The 18,042-nt window shown below is 58.6% G+C and carries 19 protein-coding genes; 11 read left to right on the top strand and 8 right to left on the bottom strand.

All coding sequences use genetic code 11. The features are described from left to right. Positions 1-150 precede the first annotated feature (150 nt). The gene (locus MHZ97_RS16250) at positions 151-1,452 is read left to right on the top strand and encodes an MmgE/PrpD family protein (protein WP_239315035.1); all 1,302 of its coding nucleotides are present in this window, start codon (positions 151-153) and stop codon (positions 1,450-1,452) included. A gap of 10 nt (positions 1,453-1,462) precedes the next feature. Here the strand turns inward: MHZ97_RS16250 and MHZ97_RS16245 are convergent, their stop codons facing one another. The 4 genes from MHZ97_RS16245 to MHZ97_RS16230 are packed head-to-tail and all read right to left on the bottom strand — an operon-like array spanning position 1,463 to position 6,322. Continuing rightward, positions 1,463-3,745 carry a molybdopterin-dependent oxidoreductase gene (locus MHZ97_RS16245; RefSeq protein ID WP_239315034.1) on the bottom strand — a complete coding sequence of 761 codons (2,283 nt, stop codon included), beginning with the start codon at positions 3,743-3,745 and terminating at the stop codon, positions 1,463-1,465. A 24-nt stretch (positions 3,746-3,769) separates the two neighbouring features. After that, entirely contained in the window at positions 3,770-4,531 is a 762-nt protein-coding gene (locus tag MHZ97_RS16240; protein ID WP_239315033.1) for an amino acid ABC transporter ATP-binding protein, read from the bottom strand. Continuing rightward, entirely contained in the window at positions 4,524-5,438 is a 915-nt protein-coding gene (locus tag MHZ97_RS16235) for an amino acid ABC transporter permease (RefSeq protein ID WP_239315032.1), read from the bottom strand. The genes MHZ97_RS16240 and MHZ97_RS16235 overlap by 8 nt, the downstream gene beginning before the upstream one ends. Continuing rightward, complete coding sequence (locus MHZ97_RS16230) at positions 5,435-6,322, bottom strand: ABC transporter substrate-binding protein (protein WP_239315052.1); 888 nt, start codon at positions 6,320-6,322, stop codon at positions 5,435-5,437. Before MHZ97_RS16230 ends, MHZ97_RS16235 begins: the two co-directional genes overlap by 4 nt. Positions 6,323-6,703: 381 nt before the next feature. On the opposite strand from MHZ97_RS16230, the gene MHZ97_RS16225 reads away from it, so the two are divergent. From MHZ97_RS16225 to MHZ97_RS16205, 5 genes are all read left to right on the top strand, one after another. Beyond that, the gene (locus MHZ97_RS16225) at positions 6,704-8,848 is read left to right on the top strand and encodes a TonB-dependent siderophore receptor (protein WP_293649502.1); all 2,145 of its coding nucleotides are present in this window, start codon (positions 6,704-6,706) and stop codon (positions 8,846-8,848) included. Positions 8,849-9,089: 241 nt separating this feature from the next. Beyond that, positions 9,090-9,293 (top strand): hypothetical protein, encoded by a 204-nt coding sequence (locus tag MHZ97_RS16220; RefSeq protein ID WP_033748479.1) that lies wholly within the window; start codon positions 9,090-9,092, stop codon positions 9,291-9,293. A gap of 186 nt (positions 9,294-9,479) precedes the next feature. Continuing rightward, the gene (locus MHZ97_RS16215; protein WP_103796671.1) at positions 9,480-10,736 is read left to right on the top strand and encodes a mechanosensitive ion channel family protein; all 1,257 of its coding nucleotides are present in this window, start codon (positions 9,480-9,482) and stop codon (positions 10,734-10,736) included. Between the two features lie 202 nt (positions 10,737-10,938). After that, entirely contained in the window at positions 10,939-11,124 is a 186-nt protein-coding gene (locus MHZ97_RS16210) for a general stress protein (RefSeq protein ID WP_071997410.1), read from the top strand. Between the two features lie 344 nt (positions 11,125-11,468). Continuing rightward, on the top strand, positions 11,469-11,726 hold the full coding sequence (locus tag MHZ97_RS16205; RefSeq protein ID WP_239315031.1) for a hypothetical protein: 258 nt from the start codon (positions 11,469-11,471) through the stop codon (positions 11,724-11,726). Between the two features lie 16 nt (positions 11,727-11,742). Here MHZ97_RS16205 and MHZ97_RS16200 read toward each other — a convergent pair whose 3' ends face one another. Further along, positions 11,743-12,432, bottom strand: a complete 690-nt coding sequence (locus tag MHZ97_RS16200; protein WP_239315050.1) for a B3/4 domain-containing protein — start codon at positions 12,430-12,432, stop codon at positions 11,743-11,745. A gap of 43 nt (positions 12,433-12,475) precedes the next feature. On the opposite strand from MHZ97_RS16200, the gene MHZ97_RS16195 reads away from it, so the two are divergent. The 4 genes from MHZ97_RS16195 (at position 12,476) to MHZ97_RS16180 (ending at position 14,934) form a co-directional block, all read left to right on the top strand. Further along, positions 12,476-13,078 carry a helix-turn-helix domain-containing protein gene (locus MHZ97_RS16195; protein WP_239315030.1) on the top strand — a complete coding sequence of 201 codons (603 nt, stop codon included), beginning with the start codon at positions 12,476-12,478 and terminating at the stop codon, positions 13,076-13,078. 26 nt (positions 13,079-13,104) lie between these two features. Beyond that, positions 13,105-13,998: a dihydrodipicolinate synthase family protein gene (locus MHZ97_RS16190; protein WP_239315029.1), complete on the top strand. Its 894-nt coding sequence runs from the start codon at positions 13,105-13,107 to the stop codon at positions 13,996-13,998. 137 nt (positions 13,999-14,135) lie between these two features. Beyond that, positions 14,136-14,597, top strand: coding sequence for a YlaC family protein (locus tag MHZ97_RS16185; RefSeq protein ID WP_103796676.1), 462 nt, complete (start codon positions 14,136-14,138; stop codon positions 14,595-14,597). Between the two features lie 79 nt (positions 14,598-14,676). Beyond that, positions 14,677-14,934 carry a hypothetical protein gene (locus tag MHZ97_RS16180; RefSeq protein WP_103796677.1) on the top strand — a complete coding sequence of 86 codons (258 nt, stop codon included), beginning with the start codon at positions 14,677-14,679 and terminating at the stop codon, positions 14,932-14,934. Positions 14,935-15,178: 244 nt separating this feature from the next. Here the strand turns inward: MHZ97_RS16180 and MHZ97_RS16175 are convergent, their stop codons facing one another. The 3 genes from MHZ97_RS16175 to MHZ97_RS16165 form a co-directional block, all read right to left on the bottom strand. After that, on the bottom strand, positions 15,179-15,454 hold the full coding sequence (locus MHZ97_RS16175; protein WP_103796678.1) for a biofilm development regulator YmgB/AriR family protein: 276 nt from the start codon (positions 15,452-15,454) through the stop codon (positions 15,179-15,181). Positions 15,455-15,562: 108 nt separating this feature from the next. After that, a complete protein-coding gene (ycgZ, locus tag MHZ97_RS16170; protein ID WP_103796679.1) occupies positions 15,563-15,790 on the bottom strand; it encodes a regulatory protein YcgZ in 228 nt (75 codons plus the stop codon). Positions 15,791-16,078: 288 nt separating this feature from the next. After that, complete coding sequence (locus MHZ97_RS16165) at positions 16,079-16,387, bottom strand: hypothetical protein (RefSeq protein WP_103796680.1); 309 nt, start codon at positions 16,385-16,387, stop codon at positions 16,079-16,081. Between the two features lie 419 nt (positions 16,388-16,806). Here MHZ97_RS16165 and MHZ97_RS16160 point away from each other — a divergent pair, with 419 nt between their 5' ends. Then, positions 16,807-17,979, top strand: coding sequence for a diguanylate phosphodiesterase (locus tag MHZ97_RS16160; RefSeq protein WP_103796681.1), 1,173 nt, complete (start codon positions 16,807-16,809; stop codon positions 17,977-17,979). The last annotated feature ends 63 nt before the right edge of the window (positions 17,980-18,042 follow it).

The raw sequence follows: 18,042 nt of genomic DNA, 5'->3' as shown, positions 1-18,042 counted from the left end.
ACGCTTTAAGGGGTTTCACCTCTTCACAAATTCGCATTAGCTTAGCAATATTTCAGATATAGCCACTGGCGGCTTTGTTGCTACCCTTTGGCATCTGCTTTTTATTCCGGAGATGTCGATGCGCTTTTCCCCTTTTCCGGCGGCGACGCTGTGAGCCTCACCGCGCAGCTGAGCCAGCTGATTATCCGCTCCCAGCCTGACCACGCTGCGCGCCAGCAAGCGCGCGAAGGGGTGCAGGATTTTCTCGCCGTAAGCTGGCCGGTGCTTAACCGGCAGGTGCCGGACAGCGGTTTGCCGCTGCTGAAAACCCTCTACCGCGACGGCGGCCCGGCGTCGCGCGCGCTGCTGCTTGGCTACGCCGCGCATGCCCTCGACTACGACGACTTTCACGCCGACTTTCGCGGCCATCCCAGCGTGGTGATATTGCCTGCGCTGCTGGCGTGGGCGGCAGAGAAGCGCGCCTTCGACGCGGCGCGCTTTCTGGATGCCTTTATTATCGGCGTGGAGATGGCCGGTCGGCTCGGCCTGGCGATAACGCAAAGCCACTATACGCTCGGCTACCACAACACCGCGTCGCTCGGCACCCTGGCCGCCGCCGCCGCGCTGGCGCGCTTTAGCGGCGCGGACGTGCATCAGACCGCGGTGCTGCTCGGCATTGCCGCCACCGAGGCGAGCGGCCTGCGCGCCCAGTTTGGCTCAGCGGTCAAGCCGCTGCATGCCGGTTTCGCCGCCGAACGCGCGGTGCGCGCCGCGCAGCTGGCGCTGGCGGGGTTCGACGGGCAGCCAACGGGCGTGCTTGAGTCCTTTCTCTCACTGGGCAGCGCGGAGCGGGCGCAGCCTGAAGCGCTGCTCGACTTCTGGGGCGCGCCCTGGCGCATCGTTACGCCGGGGCTGGAGTTCAAGCCCTTCGCCACCTGCGCCGGCACGCACAGCGCGGCAGAAGCGACGCGCGAAATCCGCCAGCGCTGGGCCGGTTCGCCGGAGGAGCTGCTGAGCGCCATCGATCGTATTAGCGTGGCCTTCCCGCCCGGCGGCGATATTGCCGCCTCGGTGCGCCAGCCCAAAAACGGCATTGAGGCGCGCTTCAGCCTGGAGTATGTCATCGCCGCGATGCTGATTTACGGCGACCTGCGCATGGCGGACTTTGCCGAAGGCGAGGTCAATCCGCAGATTATGGCGCTGGCGGCGAAGGTGACGCGCCAGCCCGACGAGGGCGCGCCGCCGGACGCCATCAACCCTGCGCTGCGCTTCCATGAGGTGACGCTGGTGCTGCGCGATGGCACGGCGCTGCGTCAGCGGCGCACCCGTCAGCAGTCGCTGGCGACGCCGGTGGATGTTGCGGGCAAGCTGCGCGCGGCGCTGACCGACGAGCAGGCGCTGCTGGCGTGCAGCGCGCTACGGGACAATGAGGATCTGCGTCGCCTGGCGCAGGCGCTCACCGCCGCGCTGTAGCGCACCCTGGCTAGCCTTGCGGCGGCGTAAAGGCGGCAACCGCCGGCGCGTCGCCAGTATATTTTCTGACGTTAACCACGGCGATCTGGCCGGTGCAGCCCTGCGCCAGCGCCGAGGTGCCGATATCCTGCGTCAGCACATTGGGGTTGCCGTGACGGCAGAGCGGACGCGCGGCGGCGGGATCGACCGGATCGTACCAGGCGCCGGTGGGCAGGCGCACCACGCCGGGCCTGATCGTCTCGGTCAGCGCGGCGCTGGCCAGCACATGCCCGCGCGCGTTGTACAGCTCAATAAGGTCGTTCTCGGCAATGCCCAGCCGCTGCGCATCCAGCGGATGCAGGCTGCAAACCTCGCGCCCGTTGCGCTTGCCGCTGCGGCTGTAGTCGCCGAAATCGAGTTGGCTGTGCAGGCGCGTCGCCGGCTGGTTAGCGATCAGCCAGAAAGGATACGTTGCGCAGGGCTGCTCGCGCGGCGCGCGCCATACCGGATGGCCGGGACAATCCTCATAGCCGAAACCGGCGATGGTGTCGGAAGCGATCTGAATCTTCCCGGTAGGGGTCGGCAGCGGATGGGCCGAGGGATCGGCGCGAAACGCATTGATCATGCGGCCGCCGTCCTGCAGCTGCGGCAGCGCCACGACGCCTTCCCGCCAGAAGGCGGCAAAATCGGGCAGCCTCACCTGATGCGCCGCCAGCTTTTCCTGAAGCTGCGCATAGAGATGTTCAAGCCAGCCGCGCGCGTCGCGGCCTTCGGTAAACGCCGCCTCTCTTCCCAGCCGACGCGCCAGCTCGCTGAAAATCTGATAGTCGTCACGCGCCTCACCGTACGGGGCCGCCACCGGCTGCATAGCGATGAGATGGCGGTCGGTCGGCGCGCCGCCGATATCTTCGCGCTCCAGCGTCATGGTGGCAGGCAGCACGATATCCGCGTGGCGCGCGGTAGCGGTCCAGGCGCTCTCGTGCACGATCAGCGTATCAAGGCGGCAAAAGGCCTGACGCAGCCGCGCCAGATCCTGATGATGGTGGAACGGATTGCCGCCCGCCCAGTAGGCCAGCCGGATAGTGGGATAGGTCAGATGGCGGCCGTTATAGTGAAATTTTTCGCCGGGATGCAGCAGCATATCGGCGATGCGCGCCACCGGAATAAAGCGGTCGATGCCGTTTTTGCCCTGCGGCAGCGCCGGAAAGCTCGCCAGATTATGATGTTTGCCGTAGTGCCCCAGCGCGCCGAGCGCGTAGGTAAAGCCGCCGCCGGGCAGGCCGGGCTGCCCCAGCGCGGACGCCAGCGCCAGCCCCAGCCAGACCGGCTGCTCGCCATGCTGGGCGCGCTGCAGGGCGTGCGCCACGGTGATCAGCACGCGCCTGCCGTGCAGGTCGCGCGCCAGTGTGCGGATCTGCGCCGCAGGGACGCCGCAGCGTTCGGCGGCCCAGTCGGCGTCGCGCGCGACGCCATCCTCCTCGCCCAGCAGATAAGCGCTGAGCGCCGGCCAGCCGTGGGTGTAGCGCGCCAGAAAGTCGTCGTCGGTCAGACCCTGGGTGGTCAGCTCATGCAGCAGCGCGAGCATCAGGGCCGCATCCGTGCCGGGAATTATCGACAGCCACTCGCCGTCCGCTTCGTCGGGCAGATCGCTCTTCAGCGGGCTGACGGAGATAAAGCGCGTGCCGCGTCGGGCGGCGCGCTGCATAAAGCCGCGCTCGGTATGCTCGCTCAGGCCGCCGCTCGCCACCTGCGAATTTTTTAGCGCCAGCCCGCCGAACGCCAGCACCACCTCGCTGTGCTCAGCAATTGTCTCCCAGCTGACGCCGCGCCGCGCGATCTCATTCATATCGCCGACAATATGCGGCAGCAGCACCGAGGCCGCGCCGGAGCTGTAGCTGTTGACCGAGCGCACATAGCCGCCCAGCACGGTATTCAGAAAGCGGTGTACCTGGCTTTGCGCATGGTGAAAGCGTCCGGCACTTGACCAGCCGTAGGAGCCGCCGAAAATACCGGCCGGTCCGTAACGCTCCCCGACGCGCCGCAGTTCCTGCGCCACCAGCGCGTAAGCCTCTTCCCAGCTCACCGCCACGTAGCTGTCCTGACCGCGACGCGGGTCGGCACCCGGCCCGTTCTCCAGCCAGCCGCGCCGCACCATCGGGCGCGACACCCGCGCCGAATGCGCGAGCGCGTTGTGGAGATTGCCCAGCAGCGGGCTGGGATCGGGATCGCCGCTAAATGGGGTAATCGCCAGTCTGTCACCGTCGCGGCGCGCGCGAAAGGCGCCCCAGTGGGCGCTGTGCATACTCTCGGTCATGGTGGTCCTGCGGAGAAAGGGTGCTCAGAGCACCGTTGCGATAAAGTTGCGCACGCGCCCGTTGCTGGGATCCTCCAGCACCTGCTGCGTCGGCCCGGCGGCGACGATCCTGCCACTTTCCATAAACACCAGCGTATCGGCGATTTCACGCGCGAAGCCGATCTCATGGGTGACGATCACCATGGTGATGCCGGAGTGCGCCAGCTGCTTAATCACCTGCAGCACTTCGCCCACCAGCTCGGGATCGAGCGCCGAGGTCGGCTCGTCAAACAGCAGCACGCCGGGATCCATCGCCAGTGCGCGGGCGATGGCGACGCGCTGCTGCTGCCCGCCTGACAAATTTTGCGGCCACTCCTCTTCGCGCCCCGCCAGCCCAACCTGCTGCAGCAGCGCGCGCGCCTTTGCCAGCGCCTGCTGACGCGGCGCTTTTTTTACGCGAATCGGTGCGTCGGCGATGTTTTGCAGCACCGTGCGGTGAGGAAAGAGATTGAACTGCTGAAACACCATGCCGATATCGCGGCGCTGGCGCGCCACCTCGCCGCTGTTCAGCTCGTTCAGCGCCTGCCCTTTCTGCCGGTACCCCACCAGCTCGCCGCCGATGCGGATAGTGCCGCCGTCCAGCTTCTCCAGATGGTTAATGCAGCGCAGCAAGGTCGACTTACCCGAGCCGGACGGCCCAAGGATCACCGTTACCGAGCCGGCCGGAATATCCAGGTCAACCTCATCGAGCACGGTGACGCCGGAAAAGCGTTTGGTCACGTTACGCAGGGCAATTGCCTCAGCCATTACTGATACTCCTTTCGCTGCGGGTCGACGTCACGCCATTTAACAGGGTGCGCGACTGACCGCGCGACACACCGCGCGAAAAGTAGCGTTCAATATAGAACTGCCCGACCGACAGCACCGAGGTCATCAGCAGATACCAGAGCGTCGCCACCAGCAGCAGCGGGATCACCTCATAGGTGCGCTGATAGATAATCTGCGCGGAGAAAAGCACATCCTGCAGCGAGATAACCGACACCACCGCCGTGGTTTTTAGCTGGCCGATTACCTCATTGCCCGCCGGCGGCAGAATGGCGCGCATCGCCTGCGGCAGAATGGTAAAGCGGAAAATCTGCGCCGGACGATAGCCGAGCGCCCGCGCCGCCTCAAGCTGCCCGTTACCGACGCTCTGAATACCGGCGCGCACGATCTCCGCCGCGTAGGCAGACTGGTGCATCACCAGCGCGATAACGGCGGCGCTAAACGGGCTGATCAGCGCATTGGACTGGGCGCTCCACAGCTCGCCTGTACCCGGCAACGACAGGGAAAGCGTGGGATAGAGCGCGGCGATGTTGTACCAGAGAAACAGCTGCACCAGCATCGGCACGCCGCGAAAGAACCAGGTATAGGCCCAGCTTACCGCGACCAGCACCGGATTCGAGGAGAGGCGCATCAGCGCCAGCACCGTGCCAAAAGCGAACCCCAGCACCACCGAGATCGCGGTCAGCTGCAGGGTCATCACGACGCCCTGCAGGATTGACGCCTCGGTAAAGTTATCGGCAATAACGCCCCACTCAAAGCGCGGGTTATTAATCATCGAGTGGGCCATCGCCGCCACGCACAGCAGCACCAGCAGCGCGCTCAGCCAGCGGCCGTAGTAGCGTTTGCCGACGATGCGCAGCTCGTCAGCTCGGTCGGGTGCCGGATTCACTGAAAGATCTCCTGATTACGTTTCGCCTCTTTTACCGCGCCGAAGCCGATGCCCCAGCGATCGAGGATCTTCTGGTAGCTGCCATCTTTGATCAGCGAATTGAGCGCGGCCTGCACCGCAGGCTCCAGCGGCGAATCTTTCGGGAAGGCCACAGAGACCGGTGCGTCATTGACGCTGATCTCACCGCTCATGGTCAGCGGCTTGATCAGGTTTACCTGCCAGCTCAGTCCCTCATACGGCCCGAAGAACATCGGCACGCGGCCGCTGACCACCGCCTGCACGCCCGCCGGTCGATCGGGGAAAACAGCGATTTTAATCGGCGGCTTGCCGGCGCTTTCACAGGCTTTGCTCGCCTCTTCCAGCCGGGTGATCTGGGTGGTGCCCGCGCCCGCGCCGACCTCTTTGCCGCACACGGCGTCGAAAGTGGTGAACGGCGCGAGAGTGGCGCTTTTCAGGGAGATAATGCCGAGGCGGCTGGCGTTGTAGTAGCCGACAAAATCGACCTGCTTCAGGCGCGCCTGGGTGGCGTTGATGTTGGAGAGCGCCACATCGTAGCGCCCGGTTTTCAGGCCGGGAATAATATTGTCGAAGCCGCCGGTGTCGCGCCACTGCACCGCGACGCCCAGCCGCTCGCCGACGGCGTTCATCACGTCGATTTCGCGCCCCGCCAGGGTTTTGTTGTCCTCTTTATAAAAGGTGGTGGGCGGCGTATTGGGGTTTGTTCCGGCGACAATATAGCCGCGCTTCAGGATAGCGGCAGGTACCAGGCTTTTCAGCGCGGGATCGGCTTGCACATGCAGCGAACTGTCGGTCGGCACCGAGGTGTCGGCAGCCATCGCGCCCTTGGCGGCCAGCGCGAGAACGATAAGGGTAACGCTTTGCATGAGTTTCACTGGGACCTTTCTCCTGATCAAATAAAATCCCTTGCGGGAAAATGCGCAGCCGGGGTAACGCTTCGCAAGCTTAAACAGATGTTGTCTCTCTCCGGGAATGAATATCCATACGGCTGGACGGCTTTATTCTCAGTGAGAGCAGGCAGGGTTAACAAATGCAAAAAAACGCTAAGCATTGCCGGATCAGGCATTAGCGCGGCGCGTCGTCCGTTTCCTAACCTACTGTGTAGAAATGTAAATATGCTGACGCAATCTATACAATGAGAATCATTATCACTATCATACGCATTTGCTTACACTCATTAACGCAACAGGGAGAATGTTTAAGTGAATGTAACGGTAGATTTCAGAAAGCGCCCCTGCGCCCTGCTAATGGTCGGTATGCTGAGCGCCACCGGCGTCAGCGCGGCGGAAGAGACAGAAAAGCTGGCCGATGACGAAACGATGCTTGTCACCGCCGAGCAGATACTCAAGCAGCAGCCCGGCGTCTCCACCATTACCGCTAAAGATATTGAAAAAAGCCCGCCGGTGAACGACCTCTCCGACATTATTCGAAAGATGCCCGGCGTAAACCTTACCGGTAACGGCGCCAGCGGCAGTCGCGGCAACAACCGCCAGATCGATATTCGCGGCATGGGGCCGGAAAACACGCTGATTATGATAGATGGCGTGCCGGTTTCCTCGCGCAACGCGGTGCGCTACAGCTGGCGCGGCGAACGCGATACGCGCGGCGACACCAACTGGGTGCCGCCTGAGATGGTGGAGCGCATTGAAGTGATCCGCGGCCCGGCGGCGGCGCGCTACGGTTCCGGCGCGGCGGGCGGCGTGGTGAATATCATTACCAAACGGCCAACCAACGACTGGCACGGCTCCCTTTCGCTGTTTACCAACCAGCCAGAAGACAGCAAAGAGGGGGCGACGAAACGCGCCAACTTCAGCCTGAGCGGGCCGCTGGCAGGCGACGCGCTGACGATGCGCCTCTATGGCAACATCAATAAAACCGACGGCGACGCCTGGGACATTAATACCGCCGAGAACGGCTCCTATGCGGCGGGACGCGAAGGGGTGCGCAATAAAGATATCAACGGCGTGCTCTCCTGGAAGATAACCCCAGAGCAGATCCTTGATTTCTCGTACGGCTACAGCCGCCAGGGCAATATCTACGCCGGCGACACGCAAAACAGCAACGGCAATAACAGCGCTAACGGCCTGGTCGAATCGCTGGTCGGCAGCGAAACCAACCGTATGTATCGTCAGTCTTATGGCCTGGCGCACAACGGTATCTGGGACAGGGGCCTGTCGAAGCTGACGTTCAATTACGAAAAAACCAATAACACGCGCCTGCAGGAAGGCTCCGGCGGCAGCGTGGAAGGAATGATCAACAGCGATAAATTCGCCACCAGCCAGCTGGAGAGCTACCGCGGCAACGCGGAGATTAACTTCCCGCTCGACTGGCTGCGCGAGCAGACGGTGACGCTGGGCGCGGAGTGGAATCATGACAGGCTGAACGATCCCGCCTCGATGCAGGCCGCCAACCAGGCGGGCGTCAATATCGGCGGCGTCAGCGGCAACGCGGCGGATCGCAGCAGCAAGAACAGCGCGACCCTCAGCTCGCTCTATTTTGAGGATAATATTGCCGCGACCGACTCGACCGAAATTATTCCCGGCATCCGCTTCGACTACCACAACAGCTTTGGCGCCAACTGGAGCCCGAGCCTGAACCTGTCGCAGGGGCTGGGAGATGATTTTACGCTGAAGGCGGGTATCGCCCGCGCCTTTAAAGCGCCGAATCTCTATCAGTCTACCGAAGGCTATCTGCTCTCTACGCGCGGCAACGGTTGTCCGAAGGATATTACCTCAGGCAGCTGTTATCTGCTGGGCAGCGACGACCTTGAGCCGGAAGTGAGCGTCAATAAAGAGCTGGGCATTGAGTACGCCCATGAGGGTTATGTGGCGGGCATCACCTGGTTCCGCAACGACTACAAAAACAAGATTGTCTCTGGGCGCGAGCGCGTGGGTATCGCCTCTAACGGCTATAACATTCTGCGCTGGGAAAATGGCGGCAAGGCGGTGGTGGAAGGACTGGAAGGCAATCTGACGGTGCCGCTGATCGCCGATACGCTGGAATGGCGCAGCAACGCCACCTATATGCTGAAGTCGGAAGATAAAGAGACCGGTAATCCGCTGTCGATTATTCCAGAGTACACCATCAACTCGCAGCTGGAGTGGCAGATAACAAGCGACCTTTCTGGCGATATCAACTGGACGATGTATGGCCGCCAGAAGCCGCGCGAGTTTTCCGAATCGCGTCTGGAAGTGAACAATCTGTCGCAGCGCGAAATCGGAGCCTACTCGGTGGTGGGCCTGAACCTCAACTACGACCTGACAAAAAATCTGCGTGCCAACGCGGGCGTCAGCAATCTGCTGGATAAACGCATCTATCGCGAGAACGATGGGGCGTCCACCTACAACGAGCCGGGCCGCGCCTGGTACGCCGGGGTGACCTACAGCTTCTGATCGGCCTGCCCGCCGCCGTTGCGCGATGCCTCTGCGCAACTTTCGCTTTCAACCCGGCGGGCGAAAGATTGCTGATTTAACCTGATGTAAAGCGAAGCGCCTGGGGTTATGATGCAGGCGCTGCGGGTCATGCGTCGTCACTATCCGCCGCGCCTTGCGGGAAAAAGCAGACAGATGCACAGGCGCGGGTTTCGACGCCAGGCTACGCTGAATAAACCCGTAATTCAGGAGAGTAAAGCCCGTGAAATTTGAAAATCAGGATGCGTTTAAACTGGCGGTGGCTTATATGGAGCGAAAAGAGAATGTCACCGGCATTACCGTCTACTTTAAATCCTTTATCGAGACCTACCAGAAATTCGATCGCTGGCTGAGCGCGGCCGATCCGGTGCAGGCTGTCGAAGAGGAGAAGAAAGCGGCTAAAGCCAATCCCGATTCTCTGCTCTGACGCGCCGCGCGGCGGGATAAGAGGGTCGGCTTGCGATCGCTCTTAACCCGTCGGCACAGCATCCCTCGCCCGGCGCTGTCTGGGCGTTGTCCTTTTGCCGCCGCGCCCTGTGGCGCATTCGTCGCTTATCATCCGTCTCTGTTTTATGCTTAACTCTCGCTCTACCCTTTTCAGTACGTGGTAAAAATGCACTATTTTAATGATTTAATGGGCTTTATTGAGGGGAACGTCGCGCTTTCCGCCACCTTCAATATTATTCTGCTTATCTTCGCCGGCATGATTGCGCACCTTGTCTGCAAATTCTTCGTGGTCAAAGTGGTGCGGAAGGTCTTTTTCAGCGCCCATAAAAGCGATGTCCCGCTGGATAAGGATGTCAGGATCTCGGAGAAGCTCTCCAACTTTATTCCGGTTATTACCGTCTATTATCTGCTGCAGTTTATGCCGGAGCTGCCTGAGCATCTGCAAATCGCCATCAGGACGCTGTGCGGCATTCTCTTCTTCGTCTATTTGTCGCTCTTTTTTAACGAAGTGCTGGAGATCGTTAATAACTCCTACTCGAAAAAGTCGAAGCGTAAAAATCATTCGATTAAAGGCTATATCCAGATCGGCAAAATCCTGGTGCATATTTTGTCGGCGATTATGATCCTGGCAATTATGTCGAATAAGTCGCCGGTGATTATTATCTCCAGCCTGGGCGCGGCCGCGGCGGTTTTAATGCTGGTCTTTCAGCATACCCTGCTGTCGCTGGTGGCCAATATTCAGGTTTCGTCAAACGATGTGCTGCAGCTTGGCGACTGGATTGAGATGCCAGATAAAAATCTCAGCGGTGAGGTAACGGATATCGCTCTGCATACCATTACCATCCGCAACTGGGATAACACCATCTCCCGCATTCCCACCAAAAATTTCCTGACGGAAACCTATACCAACTGGCAGGCGATGTTTTCCTCGGGCGCGCGGCGCATTATGCGCAGTTTCTATCTCGATCTCGACTCCGTGACCTTTGTGAATCAGGAGATGCTGCAGTCAATGACGCAGCTGCGCGGCGTCAGCGAACCGCTTTCCGTGCTGCTTGACGGTCGCGACATTAGCGCCGTGGGCGATCGCTGGTTTATTGAAAACGGCTTAACCAATCTTACGGTGTTTCGCCACTACCTGACCGCCTGGCTGGCGCAGCGCGACGATATCCGCAAGGATATGTATATCGTGGTGCGCGCACTGAAGCCCTCGCCGGACGGTCTGCCGATTGAGGTCTACTGCTTTACCTCCTCGACGCTGTGGGCCGACTATGAAAACTCACAGTCGGCGATTTTCGAGTATATCTTTGCGGTGGCGACGCTTTTTTCGCTGCGCATCTATCAGCACCCTTCCGGCTCTGATTTCTGGCGTCTTTCGCGCGATCGCGCGCAGGCGGCAGAGGAAAATCGTTCGCCTTTCGCCTGAAAAGGCTCGCGTTTTCCCGCAAACCTACCCCGCTTTTTTATGCCGCCGCGCGCGGCGGCATACTCAACAATCCTTATTAACTTACAGAAAAATCAGCATCTTTTGCTGCGGCATTCGCTTGCTTAAGGGTTACGCCGGGCTACGCTTAAAGGGTGACTAGCTAGTCCTTTTATCTAATGGAACAGTGATAGGAGTTCTACCTATGACACAACAGAAGTACAGAGGTGGCGCCGGTAATTTTGCCAACGATCCGGATCGTGCCAAAGAAGCAGGCAGCGCAGGAGGCAAAGCCAGCGGAGGCAATTTCAGGAATAATCCTGACAGAGCCAGGGAAGCAGGTCGGAAAGGCGGTCAGAAAAGCCGACGTCCGCCAGGTAATTCTGAGTAAGGTACCTTGAGGATTGTTGTTCGCCACGGAATGGCGGTTCTCTTTCTCCGCACTGCCGCGCAAAAAAAGGCCGCCTGAAGGCGACCTGTAAGAATACGCGTGCCCCACCCGGCGCTTATCTCCGGCACTCGCAATGGCTTAGCTCTTGAAGGGGCGTAAGAATAGTCTCATAAAATCCGCCGCGCCCTTTAACCTTTCTTGCCAGGGAGACTATTAGTCTGCTAACAAATAGACCTGAGCGGCTCTCTTCAGCTTCTGGGCGCGACTCCTCTCTTTTATAACTACACTAAAGTCATCAGCGGCGCTTTCTGCCGCGCCGCTCGCTCCTTAATGAGGTCACGCTTATGCCGTCCGGACAGTTCTATATACTCGATAAGCCTGAACTTTCTTTTAGCTGCAACTATCATCTCGATACCGTTGCCGAACGCGCATTTGAGTCGCGCATGCTGCTGGAGATCCAGAAAGAAAACCAGCCTGTTGAGGCGTTTTCTTCGCTCAGCATCGGTCAGGAGGTGGTTTTTGTTTCGCCCAGCGGCGAGGCGAAAAATCTCTATTTAATTAGCGAAACCGACTCCCACTTTATTTTTGCCTCTCGCGCCTGAGTGCGCAGCCCGGCGTTTATAACGGCCCCAACAGCGTTAGCTCGCACTCTGCGCCGGGCATGATGGTATCCACGCCCTCAGTCAGCATCTGCCCAGCCGCGTAGAGCGCCTCAAGCGGCATTTGCGGCAGGCTTTCCAGAACGAACCACATGTTCCGATCCGTTACGCTCAGGCGGGTGCGTACTCCCTGGCGCCAGTTCCAGCGGCGACAGGTCACCCCCTGCTCGTCACGCCAGATCACCTCGCCTGCCTCTGGCGTTTCAACGGCGGGCTGCCCTTCTTTGAAGGTATCAAATCTTTCCGTGCCGTCAGCGATCGCCAGCTCTGGCGTGCCGACATAGGCGGCGAGGTTCTCTCCGCCGACCGGAATGGCGTAGCGCAGGCTGACCGCGTTATAGAGATCGACGATCGGATCGAGCGAGGCCATACCGCCGTCGCGAATGACGCGTTTACGTAACGCCTCTGCTGAGCATGGCGTGCGTTTAGGTTTCGCGCCGAACGCCCGAAAAACCTCGCTCCAGGCGTTGAGATGAGCATCAGCCCACTCTGGTTCGCCGGTAAGCACCGCTGCGCACGCTTCGCGCAGCGCCAGGGCGCCGAACTGCGGAGACCGCACAGCGGCCGCCTTTACCTCAATGCTTAATGCACGGAAGCCCGGCGCAATATGTCGGATATCTGAACTGATTGACGGCAACATCGAAGCGATCTCATACTTTATTAATGACTAATTTATTGCATAATATCGACCAATGACCAAAAAAGTCAACATATCGACCGGGCCGGGCGCCGACGCAGCGGCGGTGAACGAGGCTATTTCTGCACGGATTAAGCTTTATCGCGGGCAGAAAAAATTATCGCTGGATGAGCTGTCGCGTCGGGCAGGCGTCAGCAAAGGGATGCTGGTGGAGATTGAAGCCTGTAAAGCTAACCCCAGCATTGCGCTGCTCTGTCGGCTTGCGGCAGCGATGGGCGTCTCTGTGGCCGATATCGTCGACGTCGCTAGCGAGCCCAAAGTGCACGTTCTTCAGCCTGAACAGATCCCACTGCTGTGGCAGGGTGAGCATGGCGGAAGCGCCAGGCTGCTGGCAGGCACCAGCGGACCCAATATGGTTGAACTCTGGCGCTGGGAGCTGTATCCCGGCGACATCTTTACCTCGCCAGGACATCCGCCAGAAACCACCGAGCTGCTGCACGTTACGGCCGGGACGCTGCTGTTAACGGTAAATGACGAAGCCTTTACGCTTGAGGCAGGCTACTCAGCGGTCGCCACGACCGATATGGCACACAGCTACGCCTGCGCCAGCGATGAGCCGCTTATCTTTACCATGACGGTGTATGAAAAAGTGCGCTGACGCGCAGGAATAAACAGGAGCCAGCGATGTTTACCGGACTGAGCGCTTTTCCCCTGACGCCCGTAGCCGCGTCAGGTATTGATGAAAAGGGATTCGCCCGCATCCTTGCGCGTCTTACGGCGGCCAAGGTCGATGCTATCGGCGCGCTGGGATCGACAGGCAGCTACGCTTATCTGACGCGGCAGCAAAGAGCACGCGTCGCAGCACTGGCGGTTGAGCATGCCGAAAAGATTCCAGTGATGATCTGTATCGGTGCCGTCAGTACTTCTGAGGTACTGCATCTGGCCGATGATGCGCAGCGCGCAGGGGCCAGCGCGCTGCTTTTGCCGCCGGTAAGTTATCAACCGCTGAGTGAAGATGAAGTGTTTAGCCTGTTTGAAACGGTGTCGCAGCACGTTTCCGTGCCGATTTGTCTTTATGACAATCCCGCCACGACCCGTTTTGCCTTTTCTCCTGACCTTTACCGACGTATCGCCACCCTCCCTCACCTGGAGTCAGTAAAAATTCCCGGCGTACCGGACGAGGCGGAACAGGCGCGCAGACACATTAATCAGCTGCGCGCCCTGCTGCCGCAGCGAGTCAGGATTGGCGTTAGCGTGGACGCGCTTGCCGCGACGGGACTGAATGCGGGCTGCGATCTCTGGTACTCCGTCTGCGGCGGACTTTTCCCGCAGACGGCGAAGGCAATGACCGCTGCCGCCGCTCAGGGTGATAGCGATCGTGTCACCCGGCTCTCCGCGCGCCTGAACCCGCTGTGGGCGCTCTACCGCAAGCACGGCGGGAGCCTTCGCGTGATGGCCGCGGCGGCGGCCGTGCTGGGCCTGGCCGATCCTGATTGCCTCCCTCGCCCGCTGCTGCCGCTTTCGGCGGCGCACCGGGCCGACATCGCGGCGGTTATCGCAGCGCTGGAACTCTCCTGAGCCTTTTTGCCGATGCTGCGGGCTGCAGAAGCGTTCAGGAGATAATTAGCCGGGCTGGCATACCGCTTTATTAGCGGTGTCTAATCAAAGGCGATTCATCTATACTTTTGGGGTTATTTTTAGCCGAGAGTAGTTTCATGTATAGCGAATTAGAGAGCCTGTTGCAGCAAGAGCTGGACCAAATAAACCGCGCAGAAAATCGCAACGATCGCCCCTATTTTGACGTCTCCTTTATCAGGCAATATCCTGGACTGTACGGCCTGATGTGCTTCCTGTTTGTCATTACCATGGGCGTGCTGCTCTATTCCTCTTCATTCGGCACGATTGAATATATTGTTTGCTGCGTCATATTTGCCATCTGTAATTTCTTTTTCTTCTTCCATATCAATCCCGCTTATCGGGTAAAAGATATTGATCGGGGCGCGCTGAAGAATTGCTATACCGGCGACTGGTATATGGAAGTACACGTACGCGACGCTTTTATCCAGTCGCTGCTTGCCGGTAATCTGCTTAGCGCTGATGAAAAGGCTCGCTTAAAAAGCCAGTACGATAAAAAAGGCTATCTCTATTTTGCTGATATTTACCGCCTCAGACGCTAGCTAAAGCGCGCACGGGAGGCGCAGCAGCGAGCTATTCCTGTGCTAAACTTTTTTCAGGTTTCAGGGGAAAGGAGTCAATATGGAAAATAACTCAAATGAAAAGATGACCAGTATCGTTATTGGCGAGGCCGTCATGCAGCTGGCGATGGCGGGTGCCGATATTTCCTGGGGCACCGTAACGGAAATGCTGCAGCGCCAGCTTAAGATGGAACAGGACAGCGAGCGCCTGACGGCTATGCGTCAGGCGATTAATCAGGTGTATGACCAGTTACGTACCCAATATGGAACCTACGGCGCGCTGACGGGACTTCCGGCAGCAGAAAGATTTCTGCACTGACGCCACTATCCAGCGACGCTCTCTTGCGTCCCTGTCAGAAAATTCCTTTTCTTTTCAAAGTGACTTTCGCTCACGCGCCTGTATGCCAGGCTTAAGGAAGACAAAATCAGGAGAACAGGAGAGAGCGATGAAGATCTGGATTGCCGTTTCCCTTGCCGCCGCGCTGAGCTGCTCGGTGATGGCCTCGCAGGGCCAGTTTGAAACGGCTGCGCCGACGGCCACAGGCCAGACGACGCAACGCTGATTAAATGCCTTCGTCGTCCGGCGTGTGTCCTACCACGATTTCCAGGCAGTGGCGCAGCACATCAAGATGCACCACGTCGGTAGCGCTCTCAAGCTCGGCTATCAGGTAAATAATGATCGCTTTGCTGGTTACTTTTTTGCCGTGGATAACGATGTCGCGAATAACGGCGTCAAGCACGCGAGACTCCGCTTCCAGATGCTCACCTGCTTCGCGGAAGTAATGAAGAATGTCAGCTTCAGCAGAGGCGGCGCGCGGGGCATCCATATGTGTTTGCATGTGATGTTCTCATAGTATGGCCTGCGAGAGTCATGCGCAGCGCCGTCAAAGTGTATGTGAGTCAGGCTGAGCCACTAACCAGCCAGCCTGAAGGATTTCGCTGCAGATTTAGCGGCTAAACAACATGCCAATCAGCTGATGAAGCTGCTGCTCCTGTTCCGGGCCGGTCGCTTGTTCAAGACGACGAATAAGACGCGAGCAGAGCGCCTTGCGGTTCAGGCTCTGACCTGCGCGCAGGATCTCCGTCACAACCTGACCCAGAATTTCCTGCTGCGAGGGCAGCGCGGTGGTGCTGATATGGCGAACGGTGTCTGCAATTGCGACGTTCTGGCGCATGGTAAACCCTCTGCGTTAACAAGCGATTAAATTGTGATCATCAAAACCTGTGGTAAAGTTATACAACTCTTGCAAAGTTGTACAGGACTTGCAGCGCTGTACAGGTCCTATTTTTGTGCAAAAAGTGCTAAATACCTCGTTAAGCCTGTTATTACGGGGGCTTAGCCCGTTTTTAGCAGGAGAATAAAGTTGTACAAGTTTGCGCAGGGTGAACAAAAGAGGAGAGAAAAGTGTCGTCCCTGACAGACTTCTCCGGCCGGGACGCGCTGGACGCGCCCGATAATGAGGTTATCTGTCATCGTCGTTTTCCGGCCGGAGCCGGATGACGTCCTCGCTATGTCTTCCATCATCTTCCCGGCTGGCCACCGTTAGCCAGTGCAGCTCGGTTCGATCCCGGTTGTCATGATGCTGATAGCTCTTCAGCCAGCGTCTGGCCTCAGAGATAGCCGTTAGCCTTGCGGCGTGGGTTTCATTTTCAGCCATGCGACTCAGCTCAGCGATGAGTGTCTCAACGCTTATTTCTTTCTCACCGAGAGCCAGGCTGATAACCGCTTCGCCGATAATGGCGTGACCTTTCTCATCGTTGTGAAATAACACGTAGTCTCCTTTGTTTTCGAATTAAAAATAACCTCATCTGCCAGTTTAGTAACCGAAAACCTGTACAGCTTTTTATTTTTTGTAAAGAGCCCTCCCTTTGCCCGAAAACAAGATCCGCCTGCTTTCCAGTAAAAAACAGCGGAAAAATGTCACCTGATATTAAGCGAAGCGGAAGGCCAAATTTAATAAAACATCAGATTTATTTATTAATTTAAATACAATCACTTAGAAAAAACGAAGCCGCACACCTGTTTTTATCTGAATATCAATAAAGGGCTTGATTATTCTTATCATTTAGCCTATTCCGGATAGCCGCTACGGATAAATCCTGTAAACGCACAAATTCCTCACTCTTTATTGGCGTAAGCCTGCCTGTAACTGTTAATGTGGCCGCGACAATCACGATAAACGGAGCATTCATGCTTACAACAATAATTTATCGCAGCCATCTCGCCGACGAGGTTCCTGTAAAATCCCTTCCCGGCATGGTGGATAAAGCCAGCCAGCTGAATGCGTCCCATAACGTGACAGGCATTCTGCTGTTTAACGGCACCCACTTTTTCCAGATTCTGGAAGGGCCAGAGGCGGGCGTACTGGAGATTTACAGCCGGATATGCGCCGACAAACGCCACCACAACGTAGTGGAGCTGATGCGCGACTACTCGCCTTCTCGCCGGTTCGGTAATGCGGGTATGGAGCTGTTCGACCTGCGCCTGCACGATCGCACCACCGTTCTGCAGGCGGTGCTGGATAAGGGCACGTCGCGCTATCGTCTGACCTACGACGACCGTGGTTTGCAGTTCCTGCGCACCTTTGTCGAGTCGCGTGAAAAAGAGAACTATTTTGAAGTGCCGCCGGCTGATTACTGGGACTTTATTGCCGACCAGACCGGCGCTTCCGACAGCTGGCCCACCCATCACGGCGTCACCTTCAAGCCCGTTATCGATCCGCTGGGGCGTCAGGTAACGGCGATTGAGGCTATCGCCACGCTGGATGGGGACGTCGCGCTGGAAGGTTTGCCGAAATATCAGGCCAGCCTGAACGCCGCCAGACAGGCCTTCGCCCAGGCAGGCAGAGCCTGCCCGGAAGGCATGTCGCTCTACGTCAGCCTGCTGCCGATGACGCTGGTGGCGATCCCCGAAGCGGTGCGCATTATTGTAGAGGCGATACGCAATGCCGGACTGGTGCCAGAGCAGGTCATTATCGGCGTTAGCGAAACCGAAGTGATTTCTCAGCTGGATGCCTTCTCCACGGCGGTAAGACAGCTTAAAGAGGTGGGCATCAGCCTGTCGATCGACAACTTTGGCGACGGTTCGGCAGGATTATCTATGCTGACCCGCATCCAGCCCGATCGTATTCGCATCGACGCGGGCATTATTCGCGACGTACACCGCAGCGGCCCGAAGCAGGCGGTGGTGCAGGCGATTATTAAGTGCTGCTCCGCGCTGGAAATCACCGTTATCGCCGCCGGCATTGAACGTCCGGAAGAGTGGATGTGGCTGGAAGCGGCCGGGGTGATCAACTTCCAGGGACGCCTGTTCAGTGATACCGGCGCCGCTGTCGCCTGGCCCGAGCTGCGCGAAGCGATTTAACGGATGCCTGTCGAGCAGGGATGCTCACCTGTTATAACGCACAGGCTGTGCGCTTCTCACAAT

The sequence above is a fragment of the Pantoea sp. ACRSC genome (genome assembly GCF_022346785.1).
Classification (GTDB): Bacteria; Pseudomonadota; Gammaproteobacteria; order Enterobacterales; family Enterobacteriaceae; genus Pantoea; species Pantoea alvi.
The sequence above is the reverse complement of the archived record's forward strand: the minus strand, read 5'-3'. Positions and strand labels throughout refer to the sequence as shown.

Coding starts and splice junctions, on each gene's coding strand:
- MHZ97_RS16160 (WP_103796681.1), top strand. CDS start 16,807: ATGCTTACAACAATAATTTATCGCAGCCATCTCGCCGACGAGGTTCCT.
- MHZ97_RS16240 (WP_239315033.1), bottom strand. CDS start 4,531: ATGGCTGAGGCAATTGCCCTGCGTAACGTGACCAAACGCTTTTCCGGC.
- MHZ97_RS16215 (WP_103796671.1), top strand. CDS start 9,480: ATGCACTATTTTAATGATTTAATGGGCTTTATTGAGGGGAACGTCGCG.
- ycgZ (WP_103796679.1), bottom strand. CDS start 15,790: ATGCGCCAGAACGTCGCAATTGCAGACACCGTTCGCCATATCAGCACC.
- MHZ97_RS16205 (WP_239315031.1), top strand. CDS start 11,469: ATGCCGTCCGGACAGTTCTATATACTCGATAAGCCTGAACTTTCTTTT.
- MHZ97_RS16190 (WP_239315029.1), top strand. CDS start 13,105: ATGTTTACCGGACTGAGCGCTTTTCCCCTGACGCCCGTAGCCGCGTCA.
- MHZ97_RS16230 (WP_239315052.1), bottom strand. CDS start 6,322: ATGCAAAGCGTTACCCTTATCGTTCTCGCGCTGGCCGCCAAGGGCGCG.
- MHZ97_RS16225 (WP_293649502.1), top strand. CDS start 6,704: ATGGTCGGTATGCTGAGCGCCACCGGCGTCAGCGCGGCGGAAGAGACA.
- MHZ97_RS16185 (WP_103796676.1), top strand. CDS start 14,136: ATGTATAGCGAATTAGAGAGCCTGTTGCAGCAAGAGCTGGACCAAATA.
- MHZ97_RS16245 (WP_239315034.1), bottom strand. CDS start 3,745: ATGACCGAGAGTATGCACAGCGCCCACTGGGGCGCCTTTCGCGCGCGC.
- MHZ97_RS16195 (WP_239315030.1), top strand. CDS start 12,476: ATGACCAAAAAAGTCAACATATCGACCGGGCCGGGCGCCGACGCAGCG.
- MHZ97_RS16175 (WP_103796678.1), bottom strand. CDS start 15,454: ATGCAAACACATATGGATGCCCCGCGCGCCGCCTCTGCTGAAGCTGAC.
- MHZ97_RS16180 (WP_103796677.1), top strand. CDS start 14,677: ATGGAAAATAACTCAAATGAAAAGATGACCAGTATCGTTATTGGCGAG.
- MHZ97_RS16210 (WP_071997410.1), top strand. CDS start 10,939: ATGACACAACAGAAGTACAGAGGTGGCGCCGGTAATTTTGCCAACGAT.